Origin of the sequence: Bradyrhizobium sp. HKCCYLRH1034, from assembly GCF_051168375.1 — a bacterium.
In the GTDB taxonomy this organism is placed as follows: domain Bacteria; phylum Pseudomonadota; class Alphaproteobacteria; order Rhizobiales; family Xanthobacteraceae; genus Bradyrhizobium.
In genome coordinates this window covers 334,584-352,156 of record NZ_JBNPUW010000007.1, presented here as the reverse complement: position 1 = coordinate 352,156, position 17,573 = coordinate 334,584, and the positions used below count along the sequence as shown (strand labels likewise).

The window sequence follows — 17,573 nt, the reverse complement described above, 5'->3', positions numbered from 1 at the left end:
ATGCGCAGGATCTGCCTGGTCGCGACCGAAGAGTCCGGTGATCGCCTCGGCGCCAGCCTGATGAAGGTGCTGCGCCAGCGGCTCGGCGACGGCGTCGAATTCTCCGGCGTCGGCGGCCGCGGCATGACACGCGAGGGGCTCGCCTCGCTGTTTCCGATCGAGGAGCTCTCGATCGTCGGCTTCGCGGCGGTGCTGAAGCAGCTGCCCAAGATCCTCCGCCTGATCCGCGGCACCGTCGATGCGATCGTTGCGGACCAGCCCGACGTGCTCGTCATCATCGACAGTCCCGATTTCACCCAGCGCGTGGCGAAGCGGGTTCACGCGCGCGATCCCGAGATTCCGATCGTGAACTACGTGGCACCGACCGTATGGGCGTGGCGCCCGGGCCGGGCGCGCGCGATGCGCGGCTACGTCGATCACGTGCTGGGCTTGCTGCCGTTCGAGCCGGAGGCGTTCCGAAGGCTCAATGGTCCGCCCTGCACCTATGTCGGCCATCCCCTGATCGAACAGCTCGCCAACCTGCGCCCCAATGCGGCAGAGCAGGCGCGCCGAGATGCCGACCCTCCCGTTCTGCTGGTGCTTCCTGGCAGCCGGCGCAGCGAGGTCGCTCGCCACATCGCCGTGTTCGGCGAGACATTGGCGCGGCTGCGCGCCCAAAACCTGGCCTTCGAAGCCGTGCTGCCCACCACGCCGCATCTCGAAGCCGCGGTGCGGGCTGGAGTCGCAAACTGGCCGCTCGTTCCGGAGATCATCACGGGCGAGGCCGAGAAGCGGGCAGCCTTCAGGCGCGCGCGCGCCGCGCTCGCCAAGTCCGGCACGGTGACCCTGGAGCTCGCGCTGTCCGGCGTGCCGATGGTGACGGCGTATCGCGTCGGCGAGATCGAGGCGTTCATTCTCCGGCGAGTCGTCAACGTGCAATCGGTCATTCTCGCCAATCTCGTGATCGGCGAGAACGTCATTCCGGAATTCCTTCAGGAAGCCTGCACCGCCGACAATCTCGCGCCCGTTCTCGCCGATCTCCTGGGCGACGGTCCGATACGTGCGCGCCAGGTCGAAGCGTTCGATCGCCTCGACGCGATCATGTCCACGGGCGCGGCCTCGCCGAGCGTGCGCGCGGCCGACATCGTGCTGGCAACGATGCGCAGCGGACGGCGCTGATCAGGCCTGAAGCGGCATCTTGAATTCGAAGGTCGCTCTGTCGCCGGTCGACGTGGCCTGGAGCGTGCCGCCATGCGCTCGCGCAATCTCGGAGGCGATGTAGAGTCCGAGCCCGAGACCATGCTGGCTCGGACGCTCGCCACGCATGTAGGGCTTGAACAGATTCTGCATCGCCTTGTCCGAGATCGGCGGTCCGTGATTGGTGACGGCGAGCACGAAAGAGCCTTCGCTCGTTGTTGCGGAGACCTGGATCGGCTTGTCCTTGTCGCCGTAGGAGATGGCGTTGCCGAGCAGGTTCGAGAACAATTGCCCGATCTTGCTGCGGTCGCATTTGACCGGCTCCGCGATGTTGATCCGGGTCTCGATCTCGTGATCGGGCCAGGCCAGCCGGATCTCGGAGATGACCTGCTCGATCACCGGCGCCAGCGGTTGCCGCGCGTCGGGCTTGATCGTCAGGCCGCCGCCGAGGCGCCCCCGGGCGAAATCCATGATGTTGTCGACCAGTCCGGCCATGCGCATGACTGATTTCTGAATCATGGAAATGATCTCAGGCGCTCTGGCGCTGTCCTGACTGCGGAGCAGCACGCGCATTCCGGCGTCGATCGAGGCCAGCGGATTGCGGAGGTCATGGCCGAGAACGCCGATGAATTGCTCTCTCAGCTCGGCGGTCCGGCGCTCGTCGAGCAGGTCAGCCTGGGTGGTCTTCAGCCGTTCCTCGGTCGAAAACCTGCGCTTCTCGCTGAGGCCGAGGCTGGCCTGACTGAGCGCGAAGCGCTGATGAAGCTCCAGCTGGGCCGCGATCAACTCCCCGAACAGCTGAAAGGTGCTGACGATCTCGGGCCGGTCCAGCTCGCGCGGCGCTGGATCGATCGCACACAGGGTGCCCCAGATGGTCCCGTCGGACAGGGTGATCGGAGCGGAGATATAGCTGCGAAAGCCGTAGAGCTTTGGCGTCGGGTGATCGCGAAACATGCGATCCGTCTCGACGTCACAGATGACGACAGCTCTGCCTCGCTCCCGGACCTCGCTGCAGATCGTCGTCTTGACGCGCAGCTCGCCGCCCTCTTTCAGGCCGAAATTGATGTCGTCGCGAACCGCACAACAGACCCATCGATCCGAGGTCACGCGCGCGACCGCAACGAATCCCATCCCGGTGATCCTGCTCACCGAGTCCAGAATTTTGGGAACGGCGTCGAGCTGCTGGACAGCGTCGACGTCCGGGTTGGGATTGGTCGTCATCGTATGCTCGAGCTGGTCCCCGATCCAGGATACAAGTCGTGTCTTCGATTTGCACCGTTCAACGCATTCAGCCCCGGAACGTTCGCCGGAACAAAATGATCGTCGTGCGATTGAATGAGATTGGACAGGAGACAGAGTGTCCCGCGTTCGGCTCACAAGAAAAACAGTTCTGGTCGTTGAGGACGAGGGGCTGATCCGCGCCAACGCTGTCGACATGATCAGAGACCTCGGTTTCGAAGTCATCGAGGCAGCTGACGCCGATCAGGCCATTTCGCTTCTCGAACGATGTGACCGCATATCGGTGGTCTTCACGGACGTCCAAATGCCGGGGTCGATAGATGGCCTGCGGCTGGTCGCCGTCGTCAGGGACCGCTGGCCTCCGGTCGCGCTCCTGGTGACGTCAGGTCAGGTGACCCCTTCGGAACTGCCGTCCGGCGCGCGCTTCCTTGCCAAGCCATACGGGGCCGAGCAGCTCAGGTCTCATCTCGAGGCGCTGGCCTGATGCACTCCCGGCCGATGCCGCGAGTCAGAAAGGCGCGACCTCACAAACGAAACGGCGCCGTCGGGATCGACGGCGCCGTTCGAAAGCGGAGTTGCGCTGCGCTCAGCCGCGCTTGTCCATCTCGACATAGTCGCGCGTCGCGACGCCGGTGTAGAGCTGGCGCGGACGGCCGATCTTCTGTTGCGGATCCTCGATCATCTCGCTCCACTGGCTGATCCAGCCGACGGTGCGGGCGACGGCGAACAGCACGGTGAACATCGACACCGGGAAGCCCATCGCCTTCAGGGTGATGCCCGAGTAGAAGTCGACGTTCGGATAGAGCTTGCGCTCGATGAAGTACTGATCGCTGAGCGCGATCTTCTCGAGCTCCATCGCGACCTTGAGCATCTGATCGTCGGCGTGGCCCGTCTCCTTGAGCACCGCGTGACACATCTTCTGCATGATCTTGGCGCGCGGGTCGTAGTTCTTGTAGACGCGATGGCCGAAGCCCATCAGGCGCACGTCGCTGTTCTTGTCCTTCACCTTGGCAATGAAGTCCGGAATCTTGTCGACGGTGCCGATCTCGGCCAGCATGTTCAGCGCCGCCTCGTTGGCGCCGCCATGCGCCGGACCCCACAGGCAGGCGATGCCGGCGGCGATGCACGCGAACGGGTTGGCGCCCGAGGAGCCGGCGATGCGCACCGTCGAGGTCGAGGCGTTCTGCTCGTGATCGGCGTGCAGGATGAAGATCTTGTCGAGCGCGTCGGCGAGAACCGGGTTCGGCTTGTACTCCTCGCACGGCACCGCGAAGCACATGTGCAGGAAGTTCTCGGCGAACGAGAGCGAGTTCTTCGGATAAACGAAAGGCTGGCCGATGGTGTATTTGTAGGCCATCGCCGCCAGGGTCGGAATCTTCGCGATCATCCGCATCGACGCGATCATGCGCTGCTTCGGATCGTTGATGTCGGTGGAGTCGTGGTAGAACGCGGCGAGCGCGCCGACCGAAGCGACCATGACCGCCATCGGATGCGCGTCGCGGCGGAAGCCGTGGAAGAAGCGCGACATCTGCTCGTGCACCATCGTGTGGTGGGTCACGCGATAGTCGAAATCCTGCTTCTGGGCCTTGGTGGGGAGCTCCCCGTACAGCAGCAGATAGCAGGTCTCCAGGAAGTCGCCCTTCTCGGCGAGCTGCTCGATCGGATATCCGCGGTATTCCAGGACGCCGGCGTCGCCGTCGATATAGGTGATCTTGGACTGGCAGCTGCCGGTCGAGGTGAAGCCGGGATCATAGGTGAACATCCCGGTCTGGGCGTAGAGCTTGCCGATGTCGATGACGTCGGGACCCACGGTGCCGCTCAGGATCGGAAGATCGAAATTCTTGTTGCCGACGGTGAGGGTCGCGGTCTTGCTTGCGGATTTTGCGTCCATCGTTTGTCCCCGATGAGATCGTTAGGCTTGGCCCTTGTTCTTTTTGAGAGATGGCAGGGCAGGTGGACTTTATCTAGTGCGGTGGCTTTGACATTCGCGTCACTGTCGCTGCCAACAGCTTAAGCGAAGGTCAAATCCGAAACCGTACTGGAATCTTATACTTACTAGTGTCCTTCGGCCCTAACATCCGTCAACGAGCCCGCCGCAACGTGTGAAGGATGTTCGAGCCGGGAAAACCAGTGGGTGCCGCGCAAATGCGTATCGTATTGCCCTGTGCGCTGCAAGATGGGGGGCCATGAGACCTTATGAGGTGGTCTGGTCCTCCAGACGGCCCAAGGATTCATCACGCCCCAGGATCGCCAGAACGTCGAAAATACCGGGTGAGGTGGTTCGGCCGGTGAGCGCCGCGCGCAGCGGCTGCGCCACCGCGCCCAGCTTGAGATTGTTGGCTTCAGCAAACGCACGCAGCGCGGCTTCCGTGGCCGGTCCGCTCCAGGACTCGACAGCGGCCAGCGCGTCACGCAGCCGGCCGATCAAGGCGCGGCTGTCCGGCGTCAGCAGGGCGGCGGCCTTGGCGTCGACCGGAAGTGGCCGGTCGGCAAAGATGAAGGCGGCGCCGTCGATCAGCTCCAAGAGCGTCTTGGCGCGCTCCTTCAGGCTCGGCATCGCCAAAGTGAGCTGCGCGCGCGTGGCGTCGTTGAGCTTGGCCTTGAGAGCCGCGCCGTTCGGCACGTAATTCAGCACGTCCTCGAACTGGCGCACCAGCGCCGCATCGTCGCTGTGGCGGATGTAGTGGCCGTTGAGATTTTCCAGCTTGGCGAAGTCGAACCGCGCCGCCGAGCGGCCGATCGCCGGCAGGTCGAACGCCTTGATCATCTCCTCGGTGGAGAAGATCTCCTGGTCGCCATGGCTCCAGCCGAGCCGCACCAGGTAATTGCGCAGTGCCGACGGCAGATATCCCATCGCACGGTAGGCGTCGACGCCGAGCGCACCGTGGCGCTTCGACAGCTTCGAGCCGTCGGGCCCGTGAATCAGCGGGATGTGCGACATCGACGGCACCGTCCAGCCGAGCGCATCGTAGATCTGCTTCTGGCGCGCGGCGTTGATCAGATGGTCGTCGCCGCGGATGACGTGGGTGACGCCCATGTCGTGGTCGTCGACGACGACCGCCAGCATGTAGGTCGGATTGCCATCGCCTCGCAGCAGCACGAGGTCGTCGAGGTTCTCGTTCTGCCAGACCACGCGGCCCTGAACCTGATCCTCGATCACGGTCTCGCCGGTCAGCGGCGCGCGCAGCCGGATCGTCGGCTTGACGCCTTCGGGCGCCTCCTTGGGATCGCGGTCGCGCCACATGCCGTCGTAGAGCCGGGTGCGGCCTTCCGCGCGTGCCTTCTCGCGCATCGCGGCCAGCTCCTCGGCGGTGGCATAGCAGCGATACGCCATGCCGCTGGCGAGCAGTTGCTCGGCGACCTCGCGATGGCGCGCGGCGCGGCTATATTGGTAGATGACCTCGCCGTCCCAATCGAGCTCGAGCCATTTCAGGCCGTCGAGGATGGCGTCGATCGCCGCACTGGTCGAGCGCTCGCGGTCGGTGTCCTCGATCCTGAGCAGCATCTTGCCGCCGCGGCCGCGCGCATACAGCCAGTTGAACAGGGCCGTCCGGGCGCCTCCGATGTGGAGAAAGCCGGTCGGGGAGGGGGCAAAGCGCGTGACGATCGGGGTGGTCATGGGCGGCAGCACGAAATCCAGGCAGGGGCTCAAGAGGGCGGGGGGTGTATAGCAGGCCTATCGCATAACTAAAGCCTTCCTTGGGGGAAGCGGATTTGGCAGATAGGCTGCCAAATTCCGGAGCAGGATATTCTTGATGACCACGACGACAGACACGGCGGCGACGGCAGAGGCAGGGCGCGACTTCATCCGCGACATCGTCCAGGCCGATCTCGACAGCGGCAGGCACAAGACGGTCGTCACCCGGTTCCCGCCGGAGCCGAACGGCTACCTGCATATCGGCCATGCCAAGTCGATCGGCCTCAACTTCGGCATTGCCCAGGAGTTCGGCGGCCGCTGCAATCTGCGCTTCGACGACACCAATCCGACCAAGGAAGAGCAGGAATATATCGATTCCATCCAGGCTGACGTGCGCTGGCTCGGCTATGACTGGGGCGACAACCTGTTCTTCGCCTCGGATTACTTCGAACGCCTCTACGACTGGGCCGAGGGCCTGATCAAGGCCGGCTTGGCCTATGTCGACGACCAGTCTCAGGAAGACATTCGGCTGTCGCGCGGCACGCTGACCGAGCCCGGCAGGAACAGCCCGTTCCGCGACCGTTCGGTCGAGGAGAATCTCGACCTGTTCCGGCGCATGAAGGCCGGCGAATTCCCGAACGGCGCGCGCGTGCTGCGCGCCAAGATCGACATGGCCGCCGGCAACATCAACCTGCGCGACCCCGTGCTGTACCGGATCCTGCACGCCCACCACCCGCGCACCGGCGACGCCTGGAAGATCTATCCGAGCTATGACTACGCGCACGGGCAGTCCGACGCGATCGAGGGCGTGACGCACTCGATCTGCACGCTCGAGTTCGAGGATCACCGGCCCCTCTACGACTGGTTCCTGGACAAGCTGCCGGTGCCGTCGCATCCGCACCAGTACGAGTTCGCGCGCCTCAATCTCACCTATACTCTGCTATCCAAGCGCGTGCTGACGCGGCTGGTGCAGGACGGCCATGTCTCCGGCTGGAACGATCCCCGCATGCCGACCATCGCCGGCCTGAAGCGGCGCGGCGTGCCGCCGGCGGCGGTGCGCGAGTTCATCAAGCGCATCGGCATCGCCAAGGCGAACAGCATCGTCGACGTCGGCATGCTCGAATTCTGCATTCGTGAGGAGCTGAACCGCACGGCGCTGCGCCGGATGGCGGTGCTGCGGCCGCTGAAGGTGGTGATCGAGAACTATCCGGAAGGCCAGGTCGAGGAGCTCGAGGCGATCAACCATCCCGACGATCCCGCAGCCGGCACGCGCAGGATCGCGTTCGGCCGCGAGCTCTATATCGAGCAGGACGACTTCATGGAGAATCCGCCGAAGAAGTTCTTCCGCCTGTCGCCGGGCAACGAGGTGCGGCTGCGCTACGCCTATTTCATCAAGTGCCGCGACGTCATCAAGAACGACGCCGGCGAGATCGTCGAGCTGCGCTGTACCTATGATCCGGCGACCAAGGGCGGCAACGCGCCTGATGGCCGCAAGGTCAAGGCGACGATGCACTGGCTGCCCGCTGCACAGTCGCTGACCGCCGAGATCCGCCTCTACAACCAGCTGTTCGCCAATCCGAGCCCCAATGCGGCCGACTTCACCGCCGATCTCAATCCCAACTCGCTCGAGGTCCTGACCGACGCGCGCATCGAGCCGGCGATCGCCGAGAGCAATTCCGACGCGCCGATGCAGTTCGAGCGCCAGGGCTACTTCGTGCGCGATCCGGATTCGACACCCGACAAGCTCGTGTTCAACCGCACCATCGGCCTGCGCGACACCTTCGCCAAGGAAGTCGCGAAGGGGTGAGGCAAGCGGAGACCGCGGGACGCGTGTGGCTCAGCTGATCGCGTCCTGCCCGGCCTCGGTCAGCGTCGGCACGCCGTCGGTGAGTTCGACGAGGCCGCGCTCGGTGAGCAGCGAAAGATCTTCGTCGGCGACAGGGGACAGCGTCAGCCGGTGGGCCTTGATGTCCCGGAGAGTCCAGCGCAGGTGGATCGCCTTCTCGAGCGCGAGGTCGGCGAAGGGGTCTTCAGGGTCGTGGGCGTCCATCCCCTGAAAAGCACGTGCGGCGCAAAAAGTTCCCCCGCAGCGGCCGTGCAGATTTCCAGGATTCCCGTTCCGTTCTGCTAGGCGCGCTCGCGCAGCTTCCGGTAGCCTTTCCGCCCGTCGGGTAACGGGTGGTGTGGGGGCAATGGCGGAGCCGGTCAGGCCGCCGGGAGGGCGTCGCGGGATCGCGGGCGTGATGGCCGATGTCTGGCCGCCGCGCGGCGCGCTGGCCGGCGGCTGGCCCGCGATCGGGGCCGGTGCGTCGTCGGTGTTCGCCGCCCGCCTGAAGAGCTGGGCGGCCGAGGAGGCCGGGGCGGGCCGGCTGCTACCCTGGGTGCCGGTGGCGTTCGGGGCCGGCATCGCGCTGTACTTCGCCGCCGATCACGAGCCCGTGCTCTGGATTGCCGCCACCACCGCGGCGCTGCTCGGCATCGTCGCCATCATGATGCGGCGGCATCGGCTGTTTCCGGTTGCCGTGATGATCGCGGCGGCGGCGTGCGGCTTCGCCGCGGCGACCGTCAAGACCGCGCGCGTCGCGCATCCGGTGCTGGCGCGGCCGTTGTATTCGGTGGCGCTGTCCGGCTTCGTCGAGGCGCGCGACATCCGCGAGCGCAGCGACCGCATCGTGCTGCGGGTGACGTCGATGGAGAGCCCGCGCAACGCCGTCACCATCGCGCGTGTCAGGCTCGCGGTGCGCAAGGGCGCGGCGCCCGAGGTCGGCAGCTTCGTGCAGCTCAAGGCGCGGCTGCTGCCGCCGATGGCCCCGGTGCGGCCGGGATCCTACGACTTCGCGCGCGACATGTTCTTCCAGGGCATCGGCGCCTCCGGCTTCGTGATGGGCGCGATCACGACGGCGACGCCGCCGCAGGCCGCCGGCTTCGGCCTGGGCTATGCGGCGGCCATGCAGGGTCTGCGCGATGCGATCGACGCACGCATCCGCGGCCGCCTGTCGGGCGACGAGCGCGCCATCGCCACCGCGCTGCTGACCGGCCGGCGCGACGCCATCACGCCCGATGTCAACGACGCGATGTTCGTCTCCGGTCTCGGCCATGTGCTGTCGATCTCCGGCTATCACATGGCGGTCGTCGCCGGCGTCGTATTCTTCGCCGTGCGCGCGCTGCTGGCGCTGATCCCCGGCCTCACCATCAGCCATCCGATCAAGAAATGGGCGGCGGCCGCGGCGCTGGTCGCGGCGGCGTTCTATCTGTTGCTCTCAGGCGCGGAGGTCGCGACCCAAAGGTCGTTCTTCATGACGGCCGTCGTGCTGATCGCGGTCATGGTCGACCGCCGCGCCGTCACCTTCCGCACGCTCGCGGTCGCGGCGATGATCGTGCTGGTGGCGGCCCCGGAAGCGCTCGTGCATCCGAGCTTCCAGATGTCGTTCGCGGCAACGCTCGGCCTGGTCGCGCTGGTGCAGTTCGGCCTGCCCAGACTGTTCGCGACGCCGGACAGCTCGGCCACCCAGCGCATCGCGCTGTGGGGCGGCCGCGAGCTTGCGATGCTGTTGCTGGCCTCGCTGATCGCGGGGCTCGCCACCACGCCCTATGCCGCCTTCCATTTCCATCGCGTCACGCCCTATGGCGTGCTCGCCAATCTCGCAGCGATGCCGGTCGTCTCGGCGCTGGTGATGCCGGCCGGCCTGATGGGCCTCGTGGCGGCGCCGTTCGGGCTCGACGGTCCCTGGTGGACGCTGATGGGCCTCGGCATCGACTGGATGATCGCGGTGACGCGCTGGGTGGCGGCGCTGCCCGGCGCGGTCGGGCGCATCCCGGCCTTCGGCATCGGTCCACTGATCCTGGCCAGCCTCGGTGTCATCCTGATCGGCCTGCTGCGCACACCGCTGCGCTGGTCGGGCGCCGTGGGGCTCGTGGTGGCCACCGTGTGGGCCGCCGCGACGCCGCTGCCCGACGTGCTGATCGCCGGCGATGGGCGCGCGGTGGCGGTGCGCGGCCGTGACGGGCGTCTGCATGCGATGCGCATCGGCAAGGACGTGTTCGCCACCAAGGAGTGGCTCGCGGCCGACGCCGATGCCCGGCTGCCGGCGGATTCATCGCTCACCGATGGCGTCTCCTGCGACGAGGCGGGCTGCGTGGTCGCAATGGCCGACGGCCGATTCGCCGCCCTGACCCTGCGCGCCGAGGCGCTCGCCGATGATTGCGCCCGCGTCGCGCTCATCGTCACCGCGCGCGCCGCGCCGTCATCCTGCGCGGCGGCCGTCATCGATCGCGGGCGGCTGCGGCAGCAGGGCGCCTTGATGCTGGTGCAGCGGGGCAGGAGCTTCGCCGTCACGCCGGCGCGCGCCGGCGGCACCGACCGCCCATGGTGGCCGGCGCCCGCCGAGGCCGGCGAGTTCGACACGACGCTGACGCCGCGCGCGCCGGCCGTGCGGCCTCAGGACGCGACGCCGCCGGAGACGGAGCAGGGCGAGGAAGACTGAGTGCCGGGCAGCTCGAACGTGCCGAGATGATACTCGGTGTCGCCAGGTCCATGTTGCCAAGTCCATCGAACAGCGAGGGGCTTTCGGCCAGCGTGAACGCAGCGCGCGGATAGCGTTGCCAGATGGCGATGTCGTCAGCCGTGACTGTCAGCCATCCGAACACAAGCATATTGCAGCCGGGCTCGGTGATCCCGGCGGCCTTGTTCCAATCGATCTTGTTGACCACGGCGGCAGGCTCCCCCGGCACATCATGCCGGCCGAGGGATGTCGTTCCTATTCGATGCGATGCCGGGGCGTGAGGTTCGCCTGAGAGGACTTTGCGCTTGCAGAACCCAAATCTCCCACGGTCGAAAGCTCGCTCACGACCGAGAGAAATGCCGATGCGGAGACCCCTCAGGTGATGCTGATGCGGCGAATCGGTGTGGCCTGCGAAGGCGGCACGTCCTCGGCGATGTCCGGGCGTCGCTCCGCCGGCTGCTTGCTGACCGGCAATTGCAGCACGGTGACGCGCTGGCCCTCGCAGAGCTGGGTCACCAGCACGTGGCGGCCATCGGCGAATTCGATCGCGTCGTGATGGCGATCGGGAATGTGAGTCTCGATGCTGTTGAACTTTGCGACGCGCTCGCGGATCGTCCGGGTCCAGAGCCAGCGGCTGTCGTAGCGGACGTCCTCGGCGAAGGCCAACTCGGTGCCGGGCAGCATGCAAACTGCGACGGTCGGCTCGCTCTCCAGCGCGAAGCCGCGGGTGGCGGTGCCACGGAAGGTCATCGAGATCAACGTCTCGCCGACCTTGGCGGGACGGGACGCAACCGCATGGAGGCTGTAGTCACACATCGGATCGCTCCTCGTTGAGAGATAGCCGACCCACGCTCCCCCCGGACAGGCGCAGGCCTCTATCAGAGTGGACATCGATGGTGATGTTAGCGCGCGCTTCGCGGCAATTCTGCGCTGATCTGCATCGCGTGTGCCCGCGGCCGATCACAAGCGTTTGAGCATGCCGCGCTGCACATCATGAGGTGCATTCGCGCGTGACGTATTTTGCTGGGCAGCCTCCGATCGGCGGCGAAAGCGCGTGCGCCCGCCGCCCATCGACCGATCCCATTCGCGATCAGTACTTGCGGTACAGCCCGACCAGCTTGCCTTGGATCTTCACCCGGTTCGGCGGCAGGATGCGTACCTCGTAGGCGGTGTTGGCCGGCTCCAGCGCGATCGATGCGCCGCGGCGGCGGAAGCGCTTCAGCGTCGCTTCCTCATCGTCGATCAGCGCCACCACGATGTCGCCGGTGTCGGCGGTCTCGTTGCGCTGTATCAGCGCCATGTCGCCGTCGAGGATGCCGGCATCGACCATGGAGTCGCCGCGTACCTCGAGCGCGTAGTGATCGCCGTTACCGAGCATGTCGGCAGGCACGCTGATGGTGTGGCTGCGGGTCTGCAGCGCCTCGATCGGGGTACCGGCGGCGATGCGGCCCATCACCGGCACTGCGACGGGGCGCTCGCCATCGTCCAGCGCGGGAGTGCTGGTGCGCACCTTGCCGAGATTGCCCTCGATCACCGATGGGGTGAAGCCGCGGCGGTTGTTGGCGGCCTGTGACAGCTCGGGCAGCTTGATCACCTCGATCGCGCGGGCGCGGTTGGGCAGCCGGCGGATGAAGCCGCGCTCCTCGAGCGCCGTGATCAGGCGATGAATGCCGGACTTCGAGCGCAGATCGAGCGCATCCTTCATCTCGTCGAAGGACGGCGGCACGCCGGCTTCCTTGAGCCGCTCGTTGATGAACCGCAGAAGTTCGTACTGTTTGCGCGTCAGCATCTCGACCTGGTCCCCGGTTTGTTGTCGTCCGAGTCCAAGAGCTGCGCCTCGCGCACAAACCGGCTGAGAGCGCCCTGGAGTCGGACCGTCATCGCGTCGCCCGCAACATACTAAAAACAAATCATGAACGGACACTATATGTTCGATGTGTGTTCCGCAATCCTAAAAATATGATGAACAGACCGGGCTTTACCGGGGAAGCGGCTCAATTCGGCAGGCGCAGGATCTCGCACGGGCTGCCGGCAGGCGCCTTCGGCGCAAACGCCGGCCGGATCACCACCGCCTGCGAGAGTGCGAGATTCCCAAGCAGCGACGAATCCTGCTGGCTCACCGGGGTCGCAACCAGCGTGCCGTCGGCGCGCTCTTCGAGCTGCGCCCGCAGATAGTCCTCGCGCGAATCGTTCGGCCCGAGCTCGCGGCCGAGCAGGGCGGCCTCGCGCGGCATCACGGCCTCGTCGCGGCCGAGCAGCCGCCGAATCAGCGGCACCAGGAACAGGAGGGCGCAGACATAGGACGACACCGGATTGCCGGGCAGTCCGATCACCCTGATGTCGCCGAGCCGTCCGTGCATCATCGGCTTGCCCGGCCGCATCGCGATCTTCCAGAACGCCATCTCGACGCCCTCGGCTTCGAGCGCCTGCTTGACCAGGTCGTGATCGCCGACCGAGGCGCCGCCGGTCGTGATCAAGATGTCGGCCTTGGCCTCTCGGGCCCGGCGGATGCCGGCGATCGTCGCCTCCATCGTATCCGCGGCGATGCCGAGATCGATCGGGGTCCCGCCCTCGTTGCGCACCAGCGCCCGCAAGGCGTAGCCGTTGGAATAGACGATCTGGCCCGGGCCGGGCGTCGAGCCCGGCATCACCAGCTCGTCGCCGGTGGCGAGCAGCGCCACCTTCGGCCGGCGCCGCACCGGCAGCGCCGGATGATTCATGCTGGCCGCCAGCGACAGGTCGCGGTCGCTGAGCCGGCGCCCGGACTTCAGCAGCACCATGCCCTGGTGAAAGTCGACGCCCGCCGGCCGGATATGCCGGCCCTTGATCGCGGCCTCGGTGATCACGACGTGGCCATCTTCGGCGATCGTGTCCTCCTGGATCACCACCGCGTCCGCGCCCTCCGGAACAACGCCACCGGTGAAGATCCGCGCCGCCTCGCCGGGTCCAACCACGCGATCGAACGGCCGCCCCGCCGCAACCTCGCCGATGATCTTCAGCCGCGCCTTGGCCTGGGCGGCGTCCGCCGCGCGCACGGCATAGCCGTCCATCGCCGACATCGCCTCGGGCGGCTGCGTCCGCAGCGCCGCGATGTCCCGCGCCAGGATGCGGTGAAACGCTTCGTCCAGCCCGACCTGCTCCTCGGCCAGCGGTTCGGCGCCGGCGAGCACGGCGGACAACGCATCAGACACCGGCATCAGGGCCATGGGATTTCCTTCGGACGGAGACGGCAGATCGAATGAATCGCCTTCTAACCGAACGCGCACGGCGCGGCCAAGGGCCTAGGCCGCTCCCTGCGTTCTGACCGTCTGCTGTGGGCCGTTTCCGGGCCGCTGCCTCACGATCGCGCGAGAAAGTCCGCAATCAACCGCATGACCTCCTGCGGACGTTCCAGGCTCGGCAGGTGCGCCGTTCCGGCCAGCTCATGTCCTGACCCCGTTCGGCATTGTTGCGGCGAGCAGCCTGCTTCGCTGCTGGATGTGAGGAAAGTCCAAGTCCCCCGGATGACGAGCGATGGCGCGACGATCTCCGCGAGGCGTGGGAAGGCTGGTGCCACATCGAGAGTCGCGCCGGTTGGCGGCGCGCGGAGTGCGGCGGCGTTCTTCTTCAGGAACGTCTCGCGCGGCTCGCCGGAGATGCGTCCCTCGCGCTGCAAGGGACCGTCGACCCACAGATGCGCCTTGATAGCGCTGACCCGATCCCAATCCTGTGCGGCCTCGGCAGCGGCCAACGACGCCGTTAGCGCCTTGATCTCCGGTGGATAGACCGGCTCCGGCGCGCCGCTGATCGAAGGTGCGATCAGCACCAGCGATGCCATACGTGACGGATGGCGAAGCGCGAAGTCGAGCGCGATGCGGCCTCCTTGCGAGCAGGCAATCAGCGTCGCCGGCCGCGCCGGCGCGAGCGCGTCGACGACGGCGAGCAGGTCCTCGACCGGAGAATGAGCTTCCTCATAGGCGACCGTCTCACCAAATCCGCGCCGGTCATAGGCGATCGTCATATGCGCTGCCGCGACGCCCTCGATCTGCGCGCGCCACATGGACGAGCATTGGACCGTGGACCAGCCGATCTACGATCCCAGCACGATCGACTGCCCGGTGCTCGTGCTCGCGGCGGAATGGGATGTGGATGTCCGCTTCGGGATGGCGCACGACCTGTTCGTTCGCCTCGTGAGCGCGCCATACAAGCGCCTGGTCGAGATCGGGCAGGGCACGCACATGATCCTGATGGAGCGGAATCGACGGCAGGCGTTCGACGTGGTGATCGGATTTCTCAACGAGCGCGTCGTGCCGGCGCGTTGATCGTCGCGCGGACGACCTGCACCGCGTCAGAGCGGATGCCGAATCCAGACATTCGGCTCGACATAGGCGGCATGGTCGTGCTCGACCGACGCGAGCACGGGCACGAGAGCACCGGGGACCTCGATCTCACCCGAGCGATCGAAGGTCACGCCGGTCCATTGCGACCACTCGGCGAGCGTGCCGACGATGGTCATCGAGCACGGCGCGATCTTGACGATCTCGCCGCCGATGCCGATGCGCTTAGGCGCCGGCTCGTCTGCGGCCAGCGGATGTGGCGGGAGACGGGCCGGATGGCGCCGTTGCCGGCGGTCGCATTTAGGATTCGCTTTTTCGGAAAAAGCTGCTATGCTGATTTGGTCCCGTGCTCGACAGGAGGGGCGCTTCGCGATCGTCACGGACGTGGAGCGCGGGATGCGGTGGCCGCGACGTGTCGCAGCGTGCCCTGATGGCGCGCGGACGAACGGCATGGCGCGGACGTGAAGTCGCGTGGTCCTGGCATCCCGAAGCTGATGCCAAGCCGAAGGGTGCTGATGATCCCGTCGGCGACGGTGGCCAACAAGCCGGGCACCGGGGAGATCGCGTATAAGCGTGAAGACCATCGCGCAGGGAATGCCGGATGTCGGCTGGACCTGTGGTGACTGCCGCCTGCTTTTTTTCTGCAGGCGGGCCATGGGTTGCGGCCTGCAGCCCGGCATTCCCTGCGCCCTCCGATTGGAGGAGGGTGAAATGAGAGCAGCAAAGCTCGGGCACATCGTGTCGCGAGAACAATTTTGCACGAGTGGGCACCGTCATTGCGAGCGCAGCCTTTCAGAACGTCACGCCGCCGGCCATGACGCACCCTTGCGCGACGCGATCAGATCCCGAGCGCCTCCAGCGCCGCGGCGATGTCGGCCGTCGAGCGCACCAGCACCGCCTGCAGCCCGCTCGTTCGCGCGCCGTCGATGTTTTCAGCGAGATCGTCGAAGAAAACGATCCGCTCGGCCGGCGCGCCGATCGCCCGCACCACGTGATCATACGCCTCGGCATCCGGCTTTCGCAGGCCGATCGACGACGACAGGAAGATCTCGCGAAAGTGACCAAGCAGGTCGGCATAGCGCGGCGAGAAGTGATCGATGTGCGGCTGGTTGGTGTTGGAGAAGGCATAGAGCGGCAGTCTCGAAGCCGCGCGTGCGAGCAGCGGGGCGATGCCCGGCATCGGGCCGACGAAGATCGCGTTCCAGCCCTCGAGAAACTGCGCGTCGGTGATGTCGATGCCGAGCTGCCGGCGCAGGTTGGCGAAGAACGCGGCATCGGAGACGGTGCCGCGCTCGTGCCCGTGATAGATCTCGTCGCGCACGAAGCGCGCGGCGATGCGCTCCGGCGGACAGCCGGCATGCGCTGCCCAGCGCGAGACAACCTGGACGAAATCGATGTCGATGACGACGCGGCCGAGGTCGAACAGCAGCGCGTCGGCGGCGCCGGGGCGGAGAGCGGAGGCGGGCATGGGGCGGGTCGACGATGCCTTGCGTGGGACGGAAGCGGCGCCTCCTCAATACCGGTAGGGCTCGATGTCGACCAGCGGAAACGCGCTGACCACGCTCGGCAGGTTGGTGGCGGCCGCCGGATGCAGATAGGACGCGTTCAGCTCCGCGAACGAGGTGACGCCGAGCAGGCCGAGCGCGCGGATGACCTCGTCCTCCAGCAGCTCGAGCATGCGCAGGATGCCGTCCTCGCCGGCCGCGGCGAGCGCCCAGCATTGCAGCCGGCCGATGCCGACGAGGTCGGCGCCGGAGGCGATCGCCTTGACGATGTCGGTGCCGCGGCAGAAGCCGCCGTCGACCATGATCTTTGCGCGGCTCTTCACGGCGGCGACGATCTCCGGCAGCACATGCATGGCTCCGCGGCCATGGTCGAGCTGGCGGCCGCCATGGTTGGAGACGTAGATCCAGTCGACGCCGTGATCGACCGCAATCTGCGCGTCCTCGGCGGTCGCGATGCCCTTGATGATCAGCGGCAGCTTGAACTTGTCCTTGATCAGCTTGACGGTGTGCCAGCTCAGCGCCTTCTGGTGGTCGCCGCCGGTTGCGCGCAGCCGGCTTTCGCGGACGTATCGCTTGGCGATGTCGCGCTCACGCCGGCTGTAATGGGCGGTGTCGACGGTCAGGCAGAACGCGGTGTAGCTGTTGGCGACCGCCCGGCTCACATAGTCCTCGACGAAGGCGTCGTCGCCGCGGACATAGAGCTGGAAGATTCGCAGCGCGTCGGGCGCGGCCTCGGCGGTCTTCTCCAGCCCGGGTTCCGACACCGAGCTCAGCATGTGCGCGGCTCCGAATCGGCCCGCCCCACGGGCCACGCTGGCCGCCCCTGCCGGATCGAAGATTTCGAGCGCACCGACCGGGGCCATGACCACCGGCAGGCGCAGCTTGCGTCCGAAAGTTTCGACCGAGGCATCGACCCTGGACACGTCGCGCAGCACGCGCGGACGGAACGCGATCTCGTCGAGCGCCATCCGGTTCCGACGCAGCGTGGTCTCGGTTTCGGCCCCGCCGATGATGTAGTCCCAGGCGTTCTGGTTGAGCTGGGCGCGCGCCTTGCGGATGAGCTCGTGCAGGTTCTGGAACTTCTCGTCGCTCGAGCCGAGTTCGACGTTCCGCCACCCGGCTTCGATCGGGGTCCGTTGGTTCATGTTTGCCTCCCAGCGACTGTCATGCTTGCGGTTTTGCTGCGGAGCATTGCCCA

The 17,573-nt window shown here is 66.6% G+C and carries 16 protein-coding genes; 5 read left to right on the top strand and 11 right to left on the bottom strand.

Going from position 1 to position 17,573, the window contains the following annotated elements; genetic code table 11:
- Complete coding sequence (gene lpxB / locus ACQR0W_RS19325) at positions 1–1,158, top strand: lipid-A-disaccharide synthase (RefSeq protein WP_316170127.1); 1,158 nt, start codon at positions 1–3, stop codon at positions 1,156–1,158.
- Here lpxB and ACQR0W_RS19320 read toward each other — a convergent pair whose 3' ends face one another.
- Complete coding sequence (locus ACQR0W_RS19320) at positions 1,159–2,397, bottom strand: GAF domain-containing sensor histidine kinase (RefSeq protein WP_316170128.1); 1,239 nt, start codon at positions 2,395–2,397, stop codon at positions 1,159–1,161.
- 136 nt (positions 2,398–2,533) lie between these two features.
- Between ACQR0W_RS19320 and ACQR0W_RS19315 the strand changes: the two genes are divergently transcribed.
- Positions 2,534–2,899: a response regulator gene (locus ACQR0W_RS19315; protein ID WP_316170129.1), complete on the top strand. Its 366-nt coding sequence runs from the start codon at positions 2,534–2,536 to the stop codon at positions 2,897–2,899.
- 102 nt (positions 2,900–3,001) lie between these two features.
- Here ACQR0W_RS19315 and gltA read toward each other — a convergent pair whose 3' ends face one another.
- Together gltA and gltX are read right to left on the bottom strand one after the other, a co-directional pair.
- The gene (gene gltA, locus ACQR0W_RS19310; RefSeq protein WP_315711611.1) at positions 3,002–4,306 is read right to left on the bottom strand and encodes a citrate synthase; all 1,305 of its coding nucleotides are present in this window, start codon (positions 4,304–4,306) and stop codon (positions 3,002–3,004) included.
- A gap of 303 nt (positions 4,307–4,609) precedes the next feature.
- Complete coding sequence (gltX, locus tag ACQR0W_RS19305; protein ID WP_315750913.1) at positions 4,610–6,034, bottom strand: glutamate--tRNA ligase; 1,425 nt, start codon at positions 6,032–6,034, stop codon at positions 4,610–4,612.
- 136 nt (positions 6,035–6,170) lie between these two features.
- Here gltX and ACQR0W_RS19300 point away from each other — a divergent pair, with 136 nt between their 5' ends.
- Entirely contained in the window at positions 6,171–7,859 is a 1,689-nt protein-coding gene (locus ACQR0W_RS19300; protein WP_315750914.1) for a glutamine--tRNA ligase/YqeY domain fusion protein, read from the top strand.
- 30 nt (positions 7,860–7,889) lie between these two features.
- On the opposite strand, the gene ACQR0W_RS19295 is transcribed toward ACQR0W_RS19300, so the two are convergent.
- On the bottom strand, positions 7,890–8,102 hold the full coding sequence (locus tag ACQR0W_RS19295; protein ID WP_315711615.1) for a hypothetical protein: 213 nt from the start codon (positions 8,100–8,102) through the stop codon (positions 7,890–7,892).
- Positions 8,103–8,244: 142 nt separating this feature from the next.
- On the opposite strand from ACQR0W_RS19295, the gene ACQR0W_RS19290 reads away from it, so the two are divergent.
- On the top strand, positions 8,245–10,536 hold the full coding sequence (locus tag ACQR0W_RS19290) for a ComEC/Rec2 family competence protein (protein ID WP_434840719.1): 2,292 nt from the start codon (positions 8,245–8,247) through the stop codon (positions 10,534–10,536).
- Between the two features lie 393 nt (positions 10,537–10,929).
- Here the strand turns inward: ACQR0W_RS19290 and ACQR0W_RS19285 are convergent, their stop codons facing one another.
- The 4 genes from ACQR0W_RS19285 to ACQR0W_RS19270 all read right to left on the bottom strand — a co-directional run bounded on the left by ACQR0W_RS19285 (position 10,930) and on the right by ACQR0W_RS19270 (position 14,593).
- On the bottom strand, positions 10,930–11,370 hold the full coding sequence (locus tag ACQR0W_RS19285; RefSeq protein WP_315711618.1) for a hypothetical protein: 441 nt from the start codon (positions 11,368–11,370) through the stop codon (positions 10,930–10,932).
- A 274-nt stretch (positions 11,371–11,644) separates the two neighbouring features.
- A complete protein-coding gene (lexA, locus tag ACQR0W_RS19280; protein ID WP_172109545.1) occupies positions 11,645–12,343 on the bottom strand; it encodes a transcriptional repressor LexA in 699 nt (232 codons plus the stop codon).
- 205 nt (positions 12,344–12,548) lie between these two features.
- Positions 12,549–13,760, bottom strand: coding sequence for a molybdopterin molybdotransferase MoeA (locus tag ACQR0W_RS19275; RefSeq protein ID WP_315750916.1), 1,212 nt, complete (start codon positions 13,758–13,760; stop codon positions 12,549–12,551).
- A gap of 131 nt (positions 13,761–13,891) precedes the next feature.
- Complete coding sequence (locus ACQR0W_RS19270) at positions 13,892–14,593, bottom strand: alpha/beta fold hydrolase (protein WP_434840720.1); 702 nt, start codon at positions 14,591–14,593, stop codon at positions 13,892–13,894.
- Here ACQR0W_RS19270 and ACQR0W_RS19265 point away from each other — a divergent pair.
- Entirely contained in the window at positions 14,592–14,855 is a 264-nt protein-coding gene (locus ACQR0W_RS19265) for an alpha/beta hydrolase (protein ID WP_316170133.1), read from the top strand. The two genes, ACQR0W_RS19270 and ACQR0W_RS19265, sit on opposite strands and share 2 nt — an antisense overlap.
- Before the next feature lie 26 nt (positions 14,856–14,881).
- Here ACQR0W_RS19265 and ACQR0W_RS19260 read toward each other — a convergent pair whose 3' ends face one another.
- The 3 genes from ACQR0W_RS19260 to ACQR0W_RS19250 form a co-directional block, all read right to left on the bottom strand.
- A complete protein-coding gene (locus tag ACQR0W_RS19260; RefSeq protein WP_434840721.1) occupies positions 14,882–15,250 on the bottom strand; it encodes a hypothetical protein in 369 nt (122 codons plus the stop codon).
- Between the two features lie 458 nt (positions 15,251–15,708).
- Positions 15,709–16,338 carry an HAD family hydrolase gene (locus ACQR0W_RS19255; RefSeq protein WP_315750920.1) on the bottom strand — a complete coding sequence of 210 codons (630 nt, stop codon included), beginning with the start codon at positions 16,336–16,338 and terminating at the stop codon, positions 15,709–15,711.
- 45 nt (positions 16,339–16,383) lie between these two features.
- A complete protein-coding gene (locus tag ACQR0W_RS19250) occupies positions 16,384–17,520 on the bottom strand; it encodes an alpha-hydroxy acid oxidase (RefSeq protein ID WP_315750921.1) in 1,137 nt (378 codons plus the stop codon).
- Between the last annotated feature and the right edge of the window lie 53 nt (positions 17,521–17,573).